Annotated in this window: 16 protein-coding genes; 11 read left to right on the top strand and 5 right to left on the bottom strand. The window is 48.3% G+C overall.

Features of this window, described 5'->3' with window-relative positions; all coding sequences use genetic code 11:
• Nucleotides 1–133: 133 nt before the first annotated feature.
• Entirely contained in the window at nt 134–418 is a 285-nt protein-coding gene (locus EDM54_RS22815; protein ID WP_122958839.1) for a YdeI/OmpD-associated family protein, read from the bottom strand.
• Nucleotides 419–428: 10 nt separating this feature from the next.
• Nucleotides 429–1,325, bottom strand: a complete 897-nt coding sequence (locus EDM54_RS22810) for a 5'-3' exonuclease (RefSeq protein WP_285849416.1) — start codon at nt 1,323–1,325, stop codon at nt 429–431.
• Between the two features lie 233 nt (nt 1,326–1,558).
• On the opposite strand from EDM54_RS22810, the gene EDM54_RS22805 reads away from it, so the two are divergent.
• From EDM54_RS22805 to EDM54_RS22775, 7 genes are all read left to right on the top strand, one after another.
• Nucleotides 1,559–1,765, top strand: coding sequence for an alpha/beta-type small acid-soluble spore protein (locus tag EDM54_RS22805; protein WP_003390413.1), 207 nt, complete (start codon nt 1,559–1,561; stop codon nt 1,763–1,765).
• Nucleotides 1,766–1,959: 194 nt separating this feature from the next.
• On the top strand, nt 1,960–2,226 hold the full coding sequence (locus EDM54_RS22800; RefSeq protein WP_003390412.1) for a hypothetical protein: 267 nt from the start codon (nt 1,960–1,962) through the stop codon (nt 2,224–2,226).
• A gap of 82 nt (nt 2,227–2,308) precedes the next feature.
• Nucleotides 2,309–3,181, top strand: coding sequence for a M23 family metallopeptidase (locus EDM54_RS27290; RefSeq protein ID WP_122958838.1), 873 nt, complete (start codon nt 2,309–2,311; stop codon nt 3,179–3,181).
• A gap of 18 nt (nt 3,182–3,199) precedes the next feature.
• Nucleotides 3,200–4,015: a GTP pyrophosphokinase gene (locus EDM54_RS22790; protein WP_003390409.1), complete on the top strand. Its 816-nt coding sequence runs from the start codon at nt 3,200–3,202 to the stop codon at nt 4,013–4,015.
• A gap of 62 nt (nt 4,016–4,077) precedes the next feature.
• Nucleotides 4,078–5,322: a D-alanyl-D-alanine carboxypeptidase family protein gene (locus tag EDM54_RS22785; RefSeq protein WP_024984662.1), complete on the top strand. Its 1,245-nt coding sequence runs from the start codon at nt 4,078–4,080 to the stop codon at nt 5,320–5,322.
• A 211-nt stretch (nt 5,323–5,533) separates the two neighbouring features.
• Nucleotides 5,534–6,364, top strand: a complete 831-nt coding sequence (locus tag EDM54_RS22780) for a glycosyltransferase family 2 protein (protein WP_003390407.1) — start codon at nt 5,534–5,536, stop codon at nt 6,362–6,364.
• Nucleotides 6,345–7,274, top strand: coding sequence for a glycosyltransferase family 2 protein (locus EDM54_RS22775; RefSeq protein ID WP_003390406.1), 930 nt, complete (start codon nt 6,345–6,347; stop codon nt 7,272–7,274). The genes EDM54_RS22780 and EDM54_RS22775 overlap by 20 nt, the downstream gene beginning before the upstream one ends.
• Before the next feature lie 843 nt (nt 7,275–8,117).
• Here EDM54_RS22775 and EDM54_RS22765 read toward each other — a convergent pair.
• Nucleotides 8,118–9,344, bottom strand: coding sequence for a glycosyltransferase family 4 protein (locus tag EDM54_RS22765; protein ID WP_003390404.1), 1,227 nt, complete (start codon nt 9,342–9,344; stop codon nt 8,118–8,120).
• A 199-nt stretch (nt 9,345–9,543) separates the two neighbouring features.
• Between EDM54_RS22765 and EDM54_RS22760 the strand changes: the two genes are divergently transcribed.
• The 4 genes from EDM54_RS22760 (at nt 9,544) to deoD (ending at nt 13,704) form a co-directional block, all read left to right on the top strand.
• A complete protein-coding gene (locus EDM54_RS22760) occupies nt 9,544–10,827 on the top strand; it encodes a nucleotide sugar dehydrogenase (protein ID WP_003390403.1) in 1,284 nt (427 codons plus the stop codon).
• 14 nt (nt 10,828–10,841) lie between these two features.
• Entirely contained in the window at nt 10,842–11,825 is a 984-nt protein-coding gene (locus EDM54_RS22755; RefSeq protein ID WP_031933093.1) for an NAD-dependent epimerase/dehydratase family protein, read from the top strand.
• On the top strand, nt 11,825–12,754 hold the full coding sequence (locus EDM54_RS22750; RefSeq protein WP_122958837.1) for a GDP-mannose 4,6-dehydratase: 930 nt from the start codon (nt 11,825–11,827) through the stop codon (nt 12,752–12,754). Before EDM54_RS22755 ends, EDM54_RS22750 begins: the two co-directional genes overlap by 1 nt.
• Before the next feature lie 242 nt (nt 12,755–12,996).
• Entirely contained in the window at nt 12,997–13,704 is a 708-nt protein-coding gene (deoD, locus tag EDM54_RS22745; RefSeq protein WP_003390400.1) for a purine-nucleoside phosphorylase, read from the top strand.
• 127 nt (nt 13,705–13,831) lie between these two features.
• Here the strand turns inward: deoD and EDM54_RS22740 are convergent, their stop codons facing one another.
• Both EDM54_RS22740 and EDM54_RS22735 read right to left on the bottom strand, forming a co-directional pair.
• A complete protein-coding gene (locus EDM54_RS22740) occupies nt 13,832–14,446 on the bottom strand; it encodes a DedA family protein (protein WP_170208399.1) in 615 nt (204 codons plus the stop codon).
• A 1,240-nt stretch (nt 14,447–15,686) separates the two neighbouring features.
• A complete protein-coding gene (locus EDM54_RS22735) occupies nt 15,687–16,067 on the bottom strand; it encodes a hypothetical protein (protein WP_122958836.1) in 381 nt (126 codons plus the stop codon).
• Between the last annotated feature and the right edge of the window lie 279 nt (nt 16,068–16,346).

The raw sequence follows: 16,346 nt of genomic DNA, 5'->3' as shown, positions 1-16,346 counted from the left end.
CGGATAAGCGGCAAAAAGACCATCTTGGCACTGGCAGCCAAAGATGGTCTTTTTACGATCCTGCCACTTTTGGAGGCACGGCTTTCTTGTTCAGGCTTTCTTGTTCAGGCTCTCTTGCTCAGCCCTTTCTTGCTCACGCCTTCACCCAAGGGTTTTTCAGCCCGGATGAAAGCCGTTCAACCGTTTTTTGGAGCCTGCTCGCCCTCGTTTCCTCCCGTTTTAGATGCTGTGAACGAACAACAGGACACAGTCCTTTGAATTGCTCCTGGTGTTGTCTTTCTTGTTGTTGAGGGGGCTCGCTCTGCATGGCTGCACCATCCGGCAGCGGGAGCAGCAGGTTTGTATAGCCCTCGGGGGAATTAAGCACCAAAACTTGATGACCTTCCTTGATCCTGAGCTTTTTGACTAGTTCTCCCATGGCTCCTCCATTAGTTGATCCGGCTAAGCAGGCTGCGGCCAAATTCCAGCTCGTCAAATTTTTCACGTACACGAGTGCTTTCGTATTCCCATTTTGCTTGCTCCGGCTCAAAGGTGATCGGGACATCACAGATGATCGTCGCCAATTTTTGACTGAGATACACCTGGTCACGGTTTTCTTCCAGCTTGGCTCTCATTTTTGGCGTACAAGCCTCCAGCCGGCTGTACAGGTTGTCCAGACTTTGATGCTCTGTGATCAGCTTATGGGCTGTTTTCTCGCCAATACCGGGACAGCCGGGTATACAGTCGGAGGCATCACCCATCAGGGCCTTTACGTCGACCACCTGCTCTGGGGTGATGCCGCGCAGGTGGAGCAGACTGGCGGGCGTGTAATGCTCATGCTTGCCGCCGTTTTTCAATATCTTCACGCTGACTTTTTCTGACACGAGCTGAAGGCTGTCGTAGTCACCCGTTGCGATCACAACCTCATTACCGTCTGCAGCCAGCATCGTGCTGAGTGTCCCGAGTACATCGTCCCCCTCATAACCGGGGCATCCTATATTCGGTACAGAAAAAGCATCGGTTACTTCCTTTACCAAATCAAACTGCGGGATCAATTCATCGGGAGGAGCATTGCGGTTCGATTTATAGCCATCGTACCACTGGCTACGGATAAGGGTTTCCCTGGCTGCGACATCCCAGCCGACAGCGACGTGTGTGGGCTGGATCAAGTCGATGTAGTCCAGCATCATTTTGGTAAATCCATGCACAGCGTTGGTGTAAACGCCTTGAGACGTTTGTCGGTATCCGCCTGTCCAAGCGGAAGCGTAAAATGCGCGAAACAGAAAGCTCATTCCGTCGATGAGCAAAATTTTTTGCGGATTGTTCACAACGGCGACTCCTCTCATCGTCGAGACTATTCGCCTCATTATAGCACAAAACAGGACGAACACTTTTCTTTGCGCCTGTCAGATTTTACATCGAGGAAAGGCGAATGCGGCTGGACAGTTGGAGGGAAGATAGTATCACAAGAGGTCAACAAGACTCTTTTCTCAACGTCTCTCGGTCTCAGTTGGAGAGGAGCAGCACGCTGACGGTTCGAATCCGTCCCGGGAGAAAAAAGCGATAGGAGGAATCACACATGGCGAACAACAACTCTGGCAACACCAACAATTTGTTAGTTCCTCAAGCAAATGCGGCCCTGGACCAACTGAAGTATGAAATTGCTGCAGAATTCGGTGTAAACCTGGGCGCAGATACCACTTCCCGCCAAAACGGTTCCGTCGGAGGAGAAATCACGAAACGTCTGGTTAGCTTTGCTGAACAACAACTGGCAGGCCGCGGATAAATCCGTGCAGCTACAAGTAAATATGTGAATGCAGGAAGGCCCCTCATAGAGGGGTCTTTCTTCTTGTCTCTACACAGGAGCCCTTTCTCTGCGGAGTGTGCGAATACACAATCCACATTCGCGGACTAGTCATATGGTGTAATGTAACGGAGGCATCCTATTCTTTGTGGGATAGAGAGGGGGGACGGCGGGCCGTGAAAAAGAAGGACATGAAACGCCTGTTTAAAGCCAACCCGGATTTTGAAGCATGGCTTATGCAGGACCCATCACGTGTGGCTGCGATTCGCGCCAACCCGGCGGCTGCAAGCGATTTGTTCAAGCGATGGAACGACAGAAAAAAAGGAATCATCGATTTTGACAACATTACACAGAAGACAAAACGGGCCAGCGAAATGCTGACAAACGTTCAATCAATTATGGAAATGATGTCGGATTATAGCAAAAAACAGTCGGAACGGTAGAAGGCTGAAGAATTTTAGCCTTCTTTTTCTTTTTCATTTCCCGCTTTGATTTGTTATACTGGAAAATGGGAGGGAATACGCGATGATCCAGCAGATTTCCAGTCTGATGCTGATAGCCGCTTTGGTCTTTTCTGCGGGGACAAGCAGCATGGGGAAAGAAATAAAAGAGAACGCCCAGACTGTCTTCGAGCAACCATACCTGGCAATCGCACCCGTTCAAACATATCCGGGTGACGCAGTACTGGTGAAAAGCAAACAGGCTACGTCAGTCACCCTTTTTCAGAAAACGTACCGGCTTCAGCCTTCAAACGGCGAGTATGTCCGGTTTATTCCGGTTCCTTTTGACGCAAAGCCCGGGACCTATCCTATACAAACTGCGGATAACAAGCATCACGCTGAATTGACGATCCTGCCCAAACAGTTCGCGGTAGACAAGCTGACTGTTTCCAAGCAACTAAACCAAATGAGACAAGACACGGCAAGAATTGATGCCGATCAGAAGAAAATCAACGCTGCCCGCTCCAAGTCTGCGGAGACAGCGTATTTTGCCGACAAATTTCAATGGCCTGCAGAAGGCCGCATTACAACCCCATACGGATATCAACGAGTGGTTAACGGAGTACCGGCCAATCGACATGCAGCCATAGATATCGCCAACAAGACGGGCACGCCGATCGTGGCGACCAACCACGGAAAAGTCGTGCTCGCGGAGTCATTGTATTTGACCGGTAACACGGTAATCATTGACCACGGCCTCCAGGTATTTTCCATCTATGCACACATGTCCAAGATTGATGTAAAGACGGGTGATCTGGTGAAAGCCGGGCAACAAATCGGCCGCATCGGAAGCACGGGTTTCTCGACCGGGCCTCATCTTCACTTTGGCATGTTGATTGGAAATACGTATGTCAATCCGCAACCATTTCTGGATGCATCACCTTTCCTCTGGGAGTGACATGGAGGTGTTTTTTGCATGAAAAGCACACAAGTACCAAATCGGGTATTAAATAACCTTGTTCATTTTTTGGCACCTTATGAACAAGCGGTTGATGAATTGAAATTAAAGCTAAAAGGAATTAAGTACGGCTTTATGAAGCGGGGACGGTATTCCCCGATCGAGTTTGTAGTAGGTCGCGTCAAAAAAGTGGACAGCCTGGTGAAAAAGGCTCAGGAAAAAGGGATTGATTTTACGCAGAGTGATTGGGAAGCGGATCTCGCACGCGAGATTACGGATATTGCTGGATTGCGCGTGGTCTGCCGTTATGTTGATGATGTACGCGAGGTTCAGCAGCTGCTGCAGGAGCGGGAAGATATTGTCATCCATGACGTGAAGGACTATATTGCATCACCGAAAGACTCCGGGTATCGGAGCATTCACATGATTGCATCCTATACGGTGTATCATGGCAGCGAAAAAATTACATTGCTTTGTGAAATCCAGATCAGAACTCTCGGAATGAATTTCTGGGCAACCAATGAACATGAGCTCAGATACAAATATGCAGGGAACATCCCTCAGAATGTGATGGAGCAGCTCCATGAAGCTTCATTGATCACTCACCAGCTGGATGTGCTGATGAACAATTTGCGGCAGGAGATTTTAACGCCGCAAGCGGTCGATCCGACCTTGGAAGAAAAACTGGAAGAGATCTTCTCATTGTATGTGAAGCAAGATTTAGAATCGGCTGCCGCCCTGTATCGCGAGTACGTCAGCGGATTTGAACAGGCTTTTCAGGACAATCCGAAGTTTAAGATGATCTATGATTTGCTCGGAAAACGTCTCGGATAATAGATAAGCGCTACTTTTGGATGACAACTAGATCGAATAGCTATGAAAGGAACAAAAATAGCATGCGTTATTTACTCATCTGCCTGCTGGCCGTGGCATGTGTTTTTTCCACCACCGCGGTACAGCAGGTCAAGGCCCAGGAGGGATCTGCCGTCTTGTCGCCGGAACAAATTAGCGGGGAATCTGCTATCTTGATCGATGCAAAGACCGGTCAGGTTTTGTTCGAAAAAAATTCCCACGCCAAGCTGTATCCGGCAAGCATCACCAAGATCGCAACCGGAATTTACGCAATCGAGAATGGAAATCCGGATGACATCGTGACTGTTTCGAAAAGAGCTCGCTGGGAGGAAGGCACGCGTGTCTACCTTGCAGAAGGAGAGCAAGTAACGCTAAAAAAGCTGGAGTACGGACTGTTGATGAACTCCGGTAATGACGCGGCAACAGCGATCGCCGAACATTTGAGCGGTACCGTAGAGCAATTTGCCGAACGATTGAATGCCTATCTTGTCGAAAAAGTGGGCATTGAGGAAACCCACTTTACAAATGCCCATGGCTTGCATGATCCGAATCACTATACGACAGCAGCCGATATGGCAAAAATTGCCCAATACGCCATGCAGAATCCGATTTTCCGAGAAATCGTCGCAACAGAGCGGTTGCCATGGGACGGTCTGGAATGGCAAACCGTTTTGGTCAACCATAACAAGCTGCTCCGAAATTATGAGGGAGCTACCGGAATCAAAAACGGGTTTACCGACCAGGCACGCAATACCCTTGTCGGCTCGGCCAAACGGGGAGACACAGAATTTATCGCGGTTACGATGAAAGCGGGCTCGAGCAACCTTTCCTACAAGGATGTTACTGCCATGCTGGACTATGGCTTCGCTCATTTTGAGACAAAGCAAATCGCCCATGCTGGACAGGCCTTTACACGCGCTAAGCAGAGTATACAGCAGACTTCGCAGGAAGAAGCGCCGACCTATACGGCCGATTCCGATTTATATGCGACTGTCCCCTTGGGAACAACCCCCGAGACCGAGGTAACTGCTGATGGCCAGCTAATTGTCAGGGCTGGGGAGCTCTCGCGTACCTATGCCTTGAAACGAAAAGAGGAGCCGCGTGTAGCAGCCGCTGCAAGCACAAGCAAAGAAGAACCGGAGAGCGTGCCAACCGGTCCTCGATACGGAATCCTGTTTACCTGGCTTGGACTTAATCTTTTTCTGGTTACCTATACGGTAGCCCGTGCGAGAAAGCGTCGACGTCAGCGTATGCGCCAAATCCCAAGAAATTGGTCTCGCATGCAATAAAATAATTACAGGTGTCAAAGCCGTCCCTTCTATGACAGGGACGGCTTATTGGCATTGGTTAGAAAAAGAATACATACGTGATGATCACAAACAAATACTGATAGAAAACGAAGAGTGGAAGTCAAGGAGTCAGGGGATAACAGCCGTGTCCATACTCGCGTGACCAACGTATGGTAAAAAGAAACCATCTTACCGGAAAGGGGGAAACGCGATGGACGACGATTTATCTGTCGCACCAAAAGTGTCGGTTATTATTCCTGCTCGCAATGAAGGCAAACGCATCGTCCGCGTCATCGAGGAAGTAAAAAAGGTATCCCCCTCGATTGAAATTCTTGTTGTATCAAACGGCACAACAGATGGAACTACAAAGCTTGCGTTTCATTCGGGTGCTCGTGTAATCGAAGGATATCAATCATTAGGATATGATGTAGGACGTGCGGTAGGTGCTTACTTTGCCAGAGGGGAAGTCTTGCTGTTTATCGACGCTGACTTCGTCATCCCTGCTCAAAAGCTGCGCGTTTACATCAATGCCATTCAGGCTGGCTGGGATATCGCCTTAAATGCATACTCCGGCTTCTGCACCAAGCGAAACATGCATCCAACCTCGCTCGCCAAGCGTCTCTTGAACCATATTACGGGCAGGCCGGACCTCGTCGGCAGTTCTTTGACCACCGTTCCACATGCCATGAGCCGAAAAGCAGTGAATCGGATCGGCTGGGAGGAGCTAGCTGTCCCACCGAAAGCACAGGTAAAGGCAATTCTCGAGGGACTGTCTATTACTCGTGTTTGTCCGATTAATACGGCCAAGGTCAATAAACGACGGACCGGACGAACGGAAAATGTAAAGGAACTGGTACTTGGAGACCACGCTGAGGCGATCGCGTACTTTATAAAAGCAAGGGGAGTTCGAGCGGGATTTCATGACCTGGATCGAAACCGCCAGTTGTTGAATGTTCCCGGACATCTTCATTTGCGTTCGGTCATGCACAAAGAGACGGCGCGAATAGAAGGGGGAGAAGGGCGTGATCATCTACAAACCTAAGAGAAAAGGCCAGGTAACGAAAAGAAAAGCCATGGTCAAAACCGGGAAGAGACCAGCTAAAAAGAAAGCGGCCCGAAGAAAAAGGCTCCCTTTGCTGGACAGCCTGCAAACAAGGCAAAACATGCAACGACTCTCGGTCATCATACCGGTTCGGGACGAGGAGCGGACGATCGGCAAAGTGCTCAAGCAAGTGGTGCGTTTGAGACCAAAGGAAATTATTGTGATTGCAAATGGCAGTCGGGACAGAACGATACAGATTGCGACCACATACAATGTCACTTGCCTTTCCTATCCGTTTCCATTGGGACACGATGTTGGGCGAGCGATCGGGGCCAAGGAAGCAAGCGGAGACGTGCTGTTGTTTCTTGATGGAGATATCGTGATTCCAGCTGAACGTCTCCAAAGATTTGTCAAAGCTTGCTACCTCGGAGCGGATATATCGCTGAATAACGTAAACCGATTTTTTAATAATACGGCAAGAATTGACGCTGTGAGCATGGCCAAATCATATTTGAATCGCCTGCTGCTGCGCCCTGATCTCGGTTTTTCCTCGATGACGGCAGTGCCTCATGCGATGAAACGATCTGTGGCGGCCTGGCTTGGGTATGACAGCCTGATGGTTCCCCCTTTGGCCCAAGCAAAGGCGATTTTGCAGGGAATGCGGGTCGTACAATCAGCTAGTGTGGATGTCTTGCGGACGAATCGGAAGAGAATCATCAATCAGAAGACGAACAATCTGGTGAAGGATCTGATTTTGGGCGATCATATGGAAGCTCTTTCCTTTTTGCAGTCCATGAAATCAGAGAGAGTGTTTTTTTTCGATCAGCTAAGAAGGAGACACATCTTTGGACATATAGGAAGAACGGCAAAGCTTGCTTCGAATCACTTCGTTCTTCCAAACGATGTCTAGGAACATAGAAAACCGTTGCCATCCTTTAAGATGACAACGGTTTTTGTTCTGTTTACAACTGGCTGCCAGTTGTTCGTTATCGTTGCCGTCAGACTTGGCTTACCCGTTTAATTGTTTGTGAGCCTGGCTCAGACTGCTTGTGAATGCTGGGTCAGGTATCTGATAGTCAGACGGCAGATCACTTACTACCATGGACCATAAGCCAGGGTCGAACAATTGCTCCCGGTTTTGATAGAAAATAGACTCGATTCGCTGTGTATCGACACTTTGGGAGTGAATTTCTTCCGATAGAGGTGCAGGTGCGTTTATAACATCCGCTTCGATGGCAGGAAGGATTGGCGCAGTTGGGATGGGGGTCACCTCCGGAACGGTTGGGGGTGCTGGAAAAGCAAGTGTTCGCCTTGTCCATGCGGTTCGACGCTTTCGTGTTTTGGTCATGATACGGTTCGACCTGCGGGGACCTCTCATGAGCCCTGCTTGTTTATTTCCTGCACGGCGAAGTGGACGTTGCCTTGTTTTGGCGGCTGAACCGGAAACAGACGGTTTTCGTTCCCGCATGGCTTTCTGGACGGTGGACAGTGCCAAACGGTACGGGACATTCTTTGCTTGCTGCATGGATATCGGAATGCCTCTTTTTAGTAGAATCTGCCGGTATGCTGCATACACTTTATCATTTTTGCTGGGGGTGGACCTATGAACCGATCTTGCTATCGTTTGCGGGCGCCTTCCCCTGTTCATTTTTGTGGACGGACCTCTCACTGCAGCGCCGCGATAAACCAGGGGGGCTTTCCGTTTTCGGCTGACGGGTCGAGATGAGCTCCTAAGCTTTTTTATGGCCATATCTTACTTCCTCACCTTCTCTAGTGCTGACAAATAAATCCCCATCGTATTTTTCAAGAGAGTAGACAGAGACCAGCGGTGCAATCCCCATCGATGTCCTTGAACTGCCACTTGCTTTGCAAGAGTGGGATGCGAGAGGACATAGTTGAGCTTGGAAGCGAGGTCATCGCTATTGCTCGAGGCGAAGATAAAGCCGGTCTTTTTATGGGAGACCATTTCCGGGATACCGCCTGCATTCGAAGCTACGACGAGCTTTCCAGCTACCTGTGCCTCCATGATGGAAAATGGGTGGTTGTCCTGTACAGAGGGAAGAACCAATATGTCACTTTGCCTAAGAAGCTGAGGAACATCGTCACGATCCCCGAAGAAATGGACCACGTCGGTTATGCCCAGGGAGCTTGCAAGAGACACCATTTCACTGTACAGGGGTCCGTTGCCGATCAGCCAGCAGACGAAGTCATTTCTTTTTTGTTTCAGCCTATAAATGGCTTCCAATAGATATCTGTGTCCTTTGACAGGGACGAGTCTGGCGGGGCAGATCAAGACGGTTTTTCCACTCTCAACCATCGGAACATAGGAGGACGGGGGAGCGTTGTATTTTCTCAAAAATTGCTGGATGTCCATGCCGTAGGGAACGGTGTGCAGGAGTTTAGGAGGTACACCATAGTCCGGCTCGCTCAGCTTCCGCTTTAGCCAGGAAGTCGGAACCATGGTTTTGGTGGCGGAGGTCGCTCCATAGTACTCTTCCTTGCAGACATACTTCCACGGAAGCGATTGTTTGCTGGTCACGTCCCCTGAGAGCATATGTTCGGTAGCCAAAAGACCGTGAATCGTGGCAACCAGTGGAACATTCGGTGGTTTTACCCTCGATAGCGCTCGCGTCGAAATAATGTCCTGCGTATGGATCAGATCGTACTGCTTCAAATTGAATGAAATGGCTGCCAATTCAAAAGAGTACCGTTCAATCTCCCGCCAGCGGATCCAATCATCTACGTACGGCTGAGACGTTTCGAAGTACTTCAGTACATTGTCGTACACGACCTGCTTGATTTTTGCTTTCGTCAAGTACCGCCCTGAGTGGACAATGTAGTATTTCTGCATATCCGGGTGGTGGGCGAGTACATCGACCTGGTGACCTGCCGCCATCAGTTCTTTTCGGAGCACATTGACGTAGGTATTGACTCCTCCGACGTGCGGCAGATACCAGTACGTTGCGATGAGGATACGCACCTATGAATCTCTCCTTTTCTGTATCATCGCATACCGGCTCACTATGATATATGTCAAGCCACGGCTAAGCGGAAGAGGATGTTCAACTATTTTTTCGTGATATTCCACTACTCTTTCAAAAGATAGTATATCCGACCATATCGAAAGTATAGTCGTTCACATAACCTAAGATAGCCGTATACGAAGGGAGGAAACCTGGTTGACCGTGGACAAAGAAAATACGACACCTGTCGTAGCCATTATCGGGTTGGGGTATGTCGGGTTACCTCTTGCCATGCTGTTTGCTTCCAAACGGGTGTCTGTCATCGGAATAGACGTAGACACAGAAAAAATAGAAATGCTCCATTCAGGAAAAAGCTATTTGACCGACATACATGATCGTGAGGTTGCCGCATTGTTTGACACAGGTTGTTTTTCAGCGACCGATGATTTCTCGAAAATCCGTTCCGCCGAGGCTATCATCTTGTGTGTGCCTACACCGCTGCGCGATCATTCGTATCCAGATCTCAGCTATGTTCAGGCCGCAGCCAACTCACTAGTTCCGCATTTGCATGATGGACACTTGGTCGTGCTAGAAAGCTCCACATTTCCCGGAACGACAGAAGAAGTACTGCTGCCGATATTTTCTCGGAGCGGGTTGCAGGTAGGGAAAGACTTCTATCTCGGTTATTCGCCGGAGCGGATTGATCCTGGAAACAAACAGTATTCATTAGAAGATATACCAAAGGTAATCAGCGGGATATCGCCAAACTGCCTGCAAAAGGTGAAAGAGGTGTACGGTCTCGCTTTTCGTCATCTCATATCTGTCACCACACCGAAAGCAGCAGAAATGACGAAGCTTCTGGAGAACTGCCAACGGTTCGTAAATATCTCCTTCATGAATGAGTTCGCAATGATCTGCGCTGAAATGGGGATAGACGTGTGGGAGGTGATAGAGGCAGCAAAAACGAAGCCCTACGGTTTTACTGCTTACTATCCCGGTCCTGGCATCGGCGGACACTGCATCCCGGTCGATCCGCTCTATCTGCAGTGGAAAGCAAAGCAGTACGACATGGAAACACGTTTTATCCACCTCTCAAAAGTGATCAATGACCAGATGCCAGACTACATCATCAGCAGGATCATCAAGGCCATGGGAAACAAAAAACCCGTGACGCAGCAGCGAATTCTGCTTCTTGGCTTGACCTACAAAAAGGACGTCAACGATACACGTGAATCGCCTGCACTGGCCATCTATGAAAAATTGGACAGTATGGAGCTGAGTGTCTGCTACCATGATCCGCTGGTGCCCCAAGTGAAGGTCAACGGAAGAGAAGCGAAGAGTGTGGAGCTCTCCCCGGAAAGTCTGTCAGCCTTTGATTGTGTCGTACTGCTGACCGATCATACAGGGCTGCCTTACGAGATGATCGGGAAACACGCTAGACTGCTCTTTGATACCCGAAGAGTCTTTACCGAACAGCAAGATAATCTCATTTTACTCTAGGGAGGAGATTCAGCGTGAAAATTCTGGTGACGGGGGGAGCCGGCTTCATTGGCTCCCATTTAGTAGAGCGCTTATTACGCGAGCAGCACGAAGTGTGGGCGCTGGATGATCTGTCGACCGGCAAGCGAGCCTTTGTGACTCCCTTACAAGCACATCCGCACATGCACTTTGTACAGGGCAGTGTACTGGACCGGGACCTGTTGCAAGAGTTGATGAAAAAAGTGGATGCCGTTTATCATCTGGCAGCGGTATTAGGTGTAAAAAATACTGTCGAGAATCCTTTGAAGGTGATCCAGGGAAATATTGATGGAACCAAGCTCGTTTTGGAAGCAGCGTTCCCGGATCGAAAAAAAGTGATCTTCGCCTCCACGTCCGAGGTGTATGGCAAGAATGCGGCGGTTCCCTTCCGCGAAGACGATGATCGGATACTCGGTTCCACAGCTACGCATCGCTGGTGCTATTCAACAGCCAAGGCTTTGGATGAGCATCTTTGTTTGGCTTACGCGTCACTGGGCTTGCCCGTCACGATTCTGCGGTATTTCAACACGTACGGGCCGAGGGCGACGTCTTCTGCATACGGCGGTGTGATTCCGCGATTCGTTACTGCCGCTATCAAGGGGGAACCGCTCTACGTCTATGGGACAGGGGAACAGACCCGCTGCTTTACCTTTATCCAGGATACTGTCGAAGGAACCTTCCAGGCATTGCAGCCACATGCCAATGGACGCGTTATCAATATTGGCAATGATCAACCGATGACGATTATGGAAACGGCCCAATTGGTTGTTCAGCTCGCCAACTCGACTTCGCCGATCATCACCCTCTCCTATGAAGAAGCGTACGGTCCCGGATATGAAGACATGCAAAGACGACAGCCGGATCTGCAGCGTGCCAAAGAGGTATTGAACTACAGTCCGCAGGTTTCTTTGACGGAGGGACTGAAGCTTACCATCGACTGGTACCGGGAGCATCTGCAGGTAACAGGAAGTGACTCCTGATGCGGGTATTAGTGACGGGCGGAGCGGGATTTATTGGCTCGCATATCGTCGAATTGCTAGTAGAGCGCGGGCATGACGTGACGGTAGTGGATAACCTCTCTACAGGGGACCGCTCCCGTCTTTCCCGTGATGTACTGTTGGTCGAGAAGGATATCCGCGAACATGACCTCGTCGATCTTTTCCGGTCTGTTCGTCCGGAAGCAGTGATTCATCAGGCTGCACAGGTAGACGTCGCGAAGTCTATGTCAGAACCGCTCTCAGACGGTACTGTCAACGTCATGGGGACCCTGAATGTCGTGGATGCGGCCGTCAAGTGCGGTGCGGAAAAGATCGTGTTTGCTTCTTCCTGCGCTGTCTACGGGGAGACACAGGAGGAAAAGATAAAGGAGACACATCCGATTCAGCCAATCTCCCTTTATGGCGCATCCAAATGGCTTAGCGAGTGGTATCTTCACTGGTACTCCCGGTTTCACGCGATCGACGTAAGCGTACTCCGCTATTCCAACGTCTACGGTCCTCGCCAAGGCGTAAAGGGGGAGGGAGGCGTCGTTTCGATTTTTACACAGCAGCTGCTGGCAGGCAAAACACCGGTTATATTTGGAGATGGAAAGCAAACTCGTGATTTTGTCTACGTCAAAGATGTGGCAATGGCCAATGTACAGGCGTTGTCGTCTGGCTCCGGGACTATTTGCAACATCAGTACAGGCGTAACGACAACGGTTCAGAGGCTTTGCGAGCTACTGCAGATCGCCACGGGCAAACGAGGCAAGATCGACTATCAGGCAGAGAGGTCTGGCGACATCCGCCACAGCTGCCTGGACAACGAAAAGGCAAGAGAAGCTCTGAACTGGAAGCCTGTAACGACGCTTCGGCAGGGACTCGAGGAAACGGTCGCGTTCTTTGCCAATGAAAAGGAAATAGGAAAATAAAGCGGTACACGCCAGTCAATTTTCCATGCTGCCACGATGGAGGTTCATGGAAAATCGGCAAAGGAGTAACGGCAAGACTGTCTTTGCCGGATTGGATTGGAAAAAGCAAAAACAGAGCTTGGCTTTGTCATTTCATGGGATGAAACTGAGGTCCGCAGCTCTGTTTTTCATTTCTCTTTTCCTTCCGTTTATAGTACGATAACCTAGAAGGAAAATATGTACATAGAAAAGGGGCAGATTACATGAGCGTCCACATTGGAGCGAAACCAAACGACATTGCAGAAACCATTTTGTTGCCGGGCGATCCCCTGCGAGCCAAATACATAGCTGAAAACTTCCTGGAAGATGCGGTCTGCTATAATACTGTACGCAACATGCTCGGTTTTACCGGTACGTACAAAGGACAACGCGTATCTGTGCAGGGGACAGGCATGGGTGTGCCGTCCATCTCCATTTACATTCATGAACTGATGGAGTCGTATGGCGTACAAAACTTGATCCGCGTCGGCACTTGCGGTGCCATTCAAGAAGACATCAAAGTACGTGATGTTATCATCGCCATGTCTTCTTCCACAGATTCCCAAGTGAATCGTCTGCGATTCAACCAGGTCGACTTTGCTCCGACTGCCGACTTCGATCTGCTGCACAAAGCTTATCAGGCGGCGGTAGGGCGCGATCTGTCGGTAAAAGTGGGAAGTGTATTCACGAGCGATACTTTCTATCAGGAAAGCCTTGATTTGTACAAAAAACTGGCGAGTTATCAGGTCCTGGCAGTAGAGATGGAGACTACAGCTCTCTATACGCTTGCTGCTCAATTCAAGCGCAAAGCGCTCTCGATCCTGACCGTGAGCGACCATATCCTGACCGGAGAGGCTACCTCCGCGGATGAGCGCCAAACAACGTTCAATACCATGATCGAAGTCGCTCTGGAAGCCGCTACCCAGAAATAAGCTGACGATCGGTTGATGACCTGTACATTTTCGGATCATCGGAGTGCAGCTCATCATCGTTTGTCACGCCCGCAGCATGCATTCGCTGCGGGCGTTTCGTTTTTTGCGGAACGACGATCAATTTAGCTCAATCGGTTCTATCGCGGGTTTGCCTGATCTGTTTCCACTTTGAAATGACCAACACCGTTATAACAATCAGAGCCAAAAGGGAAAAGACGTATAGTCCATAGCGATGGATGTACGCCTTGATCAGATACCACTTTTCTCCCAGTCCAAAGCCCAACAAGAGAAATGTAGTGCTCCAGATAAAGGCTCCGCAGTAGGCAAATGGGGCAAATCTGCGGAATTCCATGCCCGACATTCCCGCCATATAGGCTGTCAGATGCCTGACACCAGGAATGAAGTATCCGACAAGCAGCAAATAAGGGCCGAATGTTTGAAACAACCCGTTTGTGCGTTCGATCCTTTTATCCGTGATATGTAATTTGGGCCCTACTTTCCTTAAAAAAGGGAGTCCCAGCTTGTTGCCGATAAAGTAACTGACCGTGATGCCGGTTGAAGCGCCAGCACATGCACTTAGCAGAGAAAGCAGGAAGTGCAGGCTTCCTTGAAAGACGTTGTAGCCGATATAGGTTAACAGGATTTCATCGGGGATAGGCAATCCGACGATACCAAGAGCCAATGCAAGAAAGATTCCGGCATAGCCAAAGTGTATGATGAACCAGTTCAAGTGATGTTCCATTGCAAACCCTCGAATCAAAAGAATAGGTGGTTGCGGAAATAGGCTGTAGAGCGGAGCGCATAGGGCCAATTGTTATTATCAGCAAGTTGTTGCAAATTTAGACCGTTGGGTTTTAGGAGGCAGGGAAGGGGAACAGGGAGAAACAGAGTGCCAGCGGTCAGGCACTCTTTGAGCGGTTATTTTTTTGTATTTTGCTGGAGATACTTCGCCAGGTTGTTTAAGGTATCTTCATATGTCCGTTGCGCCGGAGCAGCCGTTGGTTGGGGTTGATTGGTCAACAGTTTCATCTGATGTGCCTCCGAATAATTCAATTTAGTTATCTTTAAGTTTAGTATAAGTGAAATTACAGAAAATGTAAATACTGTTTTTCGAATTTTTTGATTTTATTGTTGCCTATAGGAAATGCTGACTTCCAAGATGTCTATTTTAATAATACGATGAGATCTTTCGTCTGAATGCAATCGGTACTCGGGAGATGATCAGGAATATCATCCGGAATATGGCTGCGGTTGTGTTTTAGTGAGAGCTTTTTACGGACTGATTGGTGGCCTTAAAGCATGGAACCAAGTATGAAACTGAAAGCCATCGGTTCAATCCGGGTCTCATGTAGATTCGATTTGATAAAGGAACTTCATGGCCGCTACGGACATTGCACGTGTTTTTCTCATTTAGTTTTGACCGTGTGCTGTTTGAGTAGTTTTTATAACGATCACTCTTATAACGAATAAATGATACATTTTGATGTTATGACTATCCGGTAGGGCCGTATATTCGCATAAATATTTTGAGTCCGATAATATATATTATGTAAACCGATAAAAACGAAGCTGAATATACCTATTGGATCTTGGTTCAGATGTCTGTTGAAGGAAATATTACTCCATTGGTATGTTAAAGCTTTTGTACCTAACTGCATATCACCAGAATGACAAAATGGTCCGTATCGATAATGTAAAATAAGGAGTAGCAAGAAGTAGCAATACCATGGTCCAGAAAGTAATTACACGTTTAACTTTGGGAGTCAGTCCTGGGCTTTGGGAGGAGACTGTTTTTTATGCGTAGGACGACCAATTATCAACGATTATGCCAGGTAGATGATTCTCTTAAGTAGATAATCATATTAAGTACCATCAGTTAGATCAAGGGAATGGCAGCAAGGAAAAATCTAATCGATCTGTCGGGACAATAAAGTGTCTACCCAAAAAACTCAAAATTGTTGACAGACCCCGTTCGTTCGGAATTATTTCCTTGAATCACGCCGCTGTCTATACTCTTCTCGTGCCCTTACCCAAATTGAAACTAATTCGGCAAAGTACTTTGTTTCGATGGTTGACTCAAATTCCTCACCCGTATCTATTCCGGCTTTTAATTGTTCTTCTACATATGAGATGTATATCCGAGTATAATCTTTGCGAATTTCTGAACTGAACAAATTTCCAGTACCATCCGATACTTCTTCTTCGCCAGAACTGACTCTTGCAATTCTATCAAAAATCATTCTCTTATTTAATTCAGTGATGACCTCACTTTCTAGGTATTCTTCTACCAATGATAATCCTTCGGGTAGAGCAATTCTTAATTTACCAGTTCTTTCATCATAATAAATTTCATAGGGTATCATTGAAAAACCTCCTGCCCTTATGGTTTGTAAAACCGGTAGCTGTCTGTCGTAATTCTGCCCTCTCTATCGAGCCGCAATTCAATCTTAATTCCACTAGATCAAAGGGGCTGCATCGAATCCTTAAAGTTCGTCCCCCGATAGAGAGGAAGTTTATCATTTTTGTTTTCATTCGCTTTCAGTTCATGAAATATCAATTTCATGAACTGAATATAAATTATTAAAAACCCCTATATTTTATGGTTGAATTTTCATAAGAACTGTTTTTGGCAAGTAAGAAAT

The sequence above is a fragment of the Brevibacillus borstelensis genome (assembly GCF_003710865.1).
GTDB classification, from domain to species: Bacteria; Bacillota; Bacilli; order Brevibacillales; family Brevibacillaceae; genus Brevibacillus; species Brevibacillus borstelensis.
The sequence above is the reverse complement of the archived record's forward strand: the minus strand, read 5'-3'. Positions and strand labels throughout refer to the sequence as shown.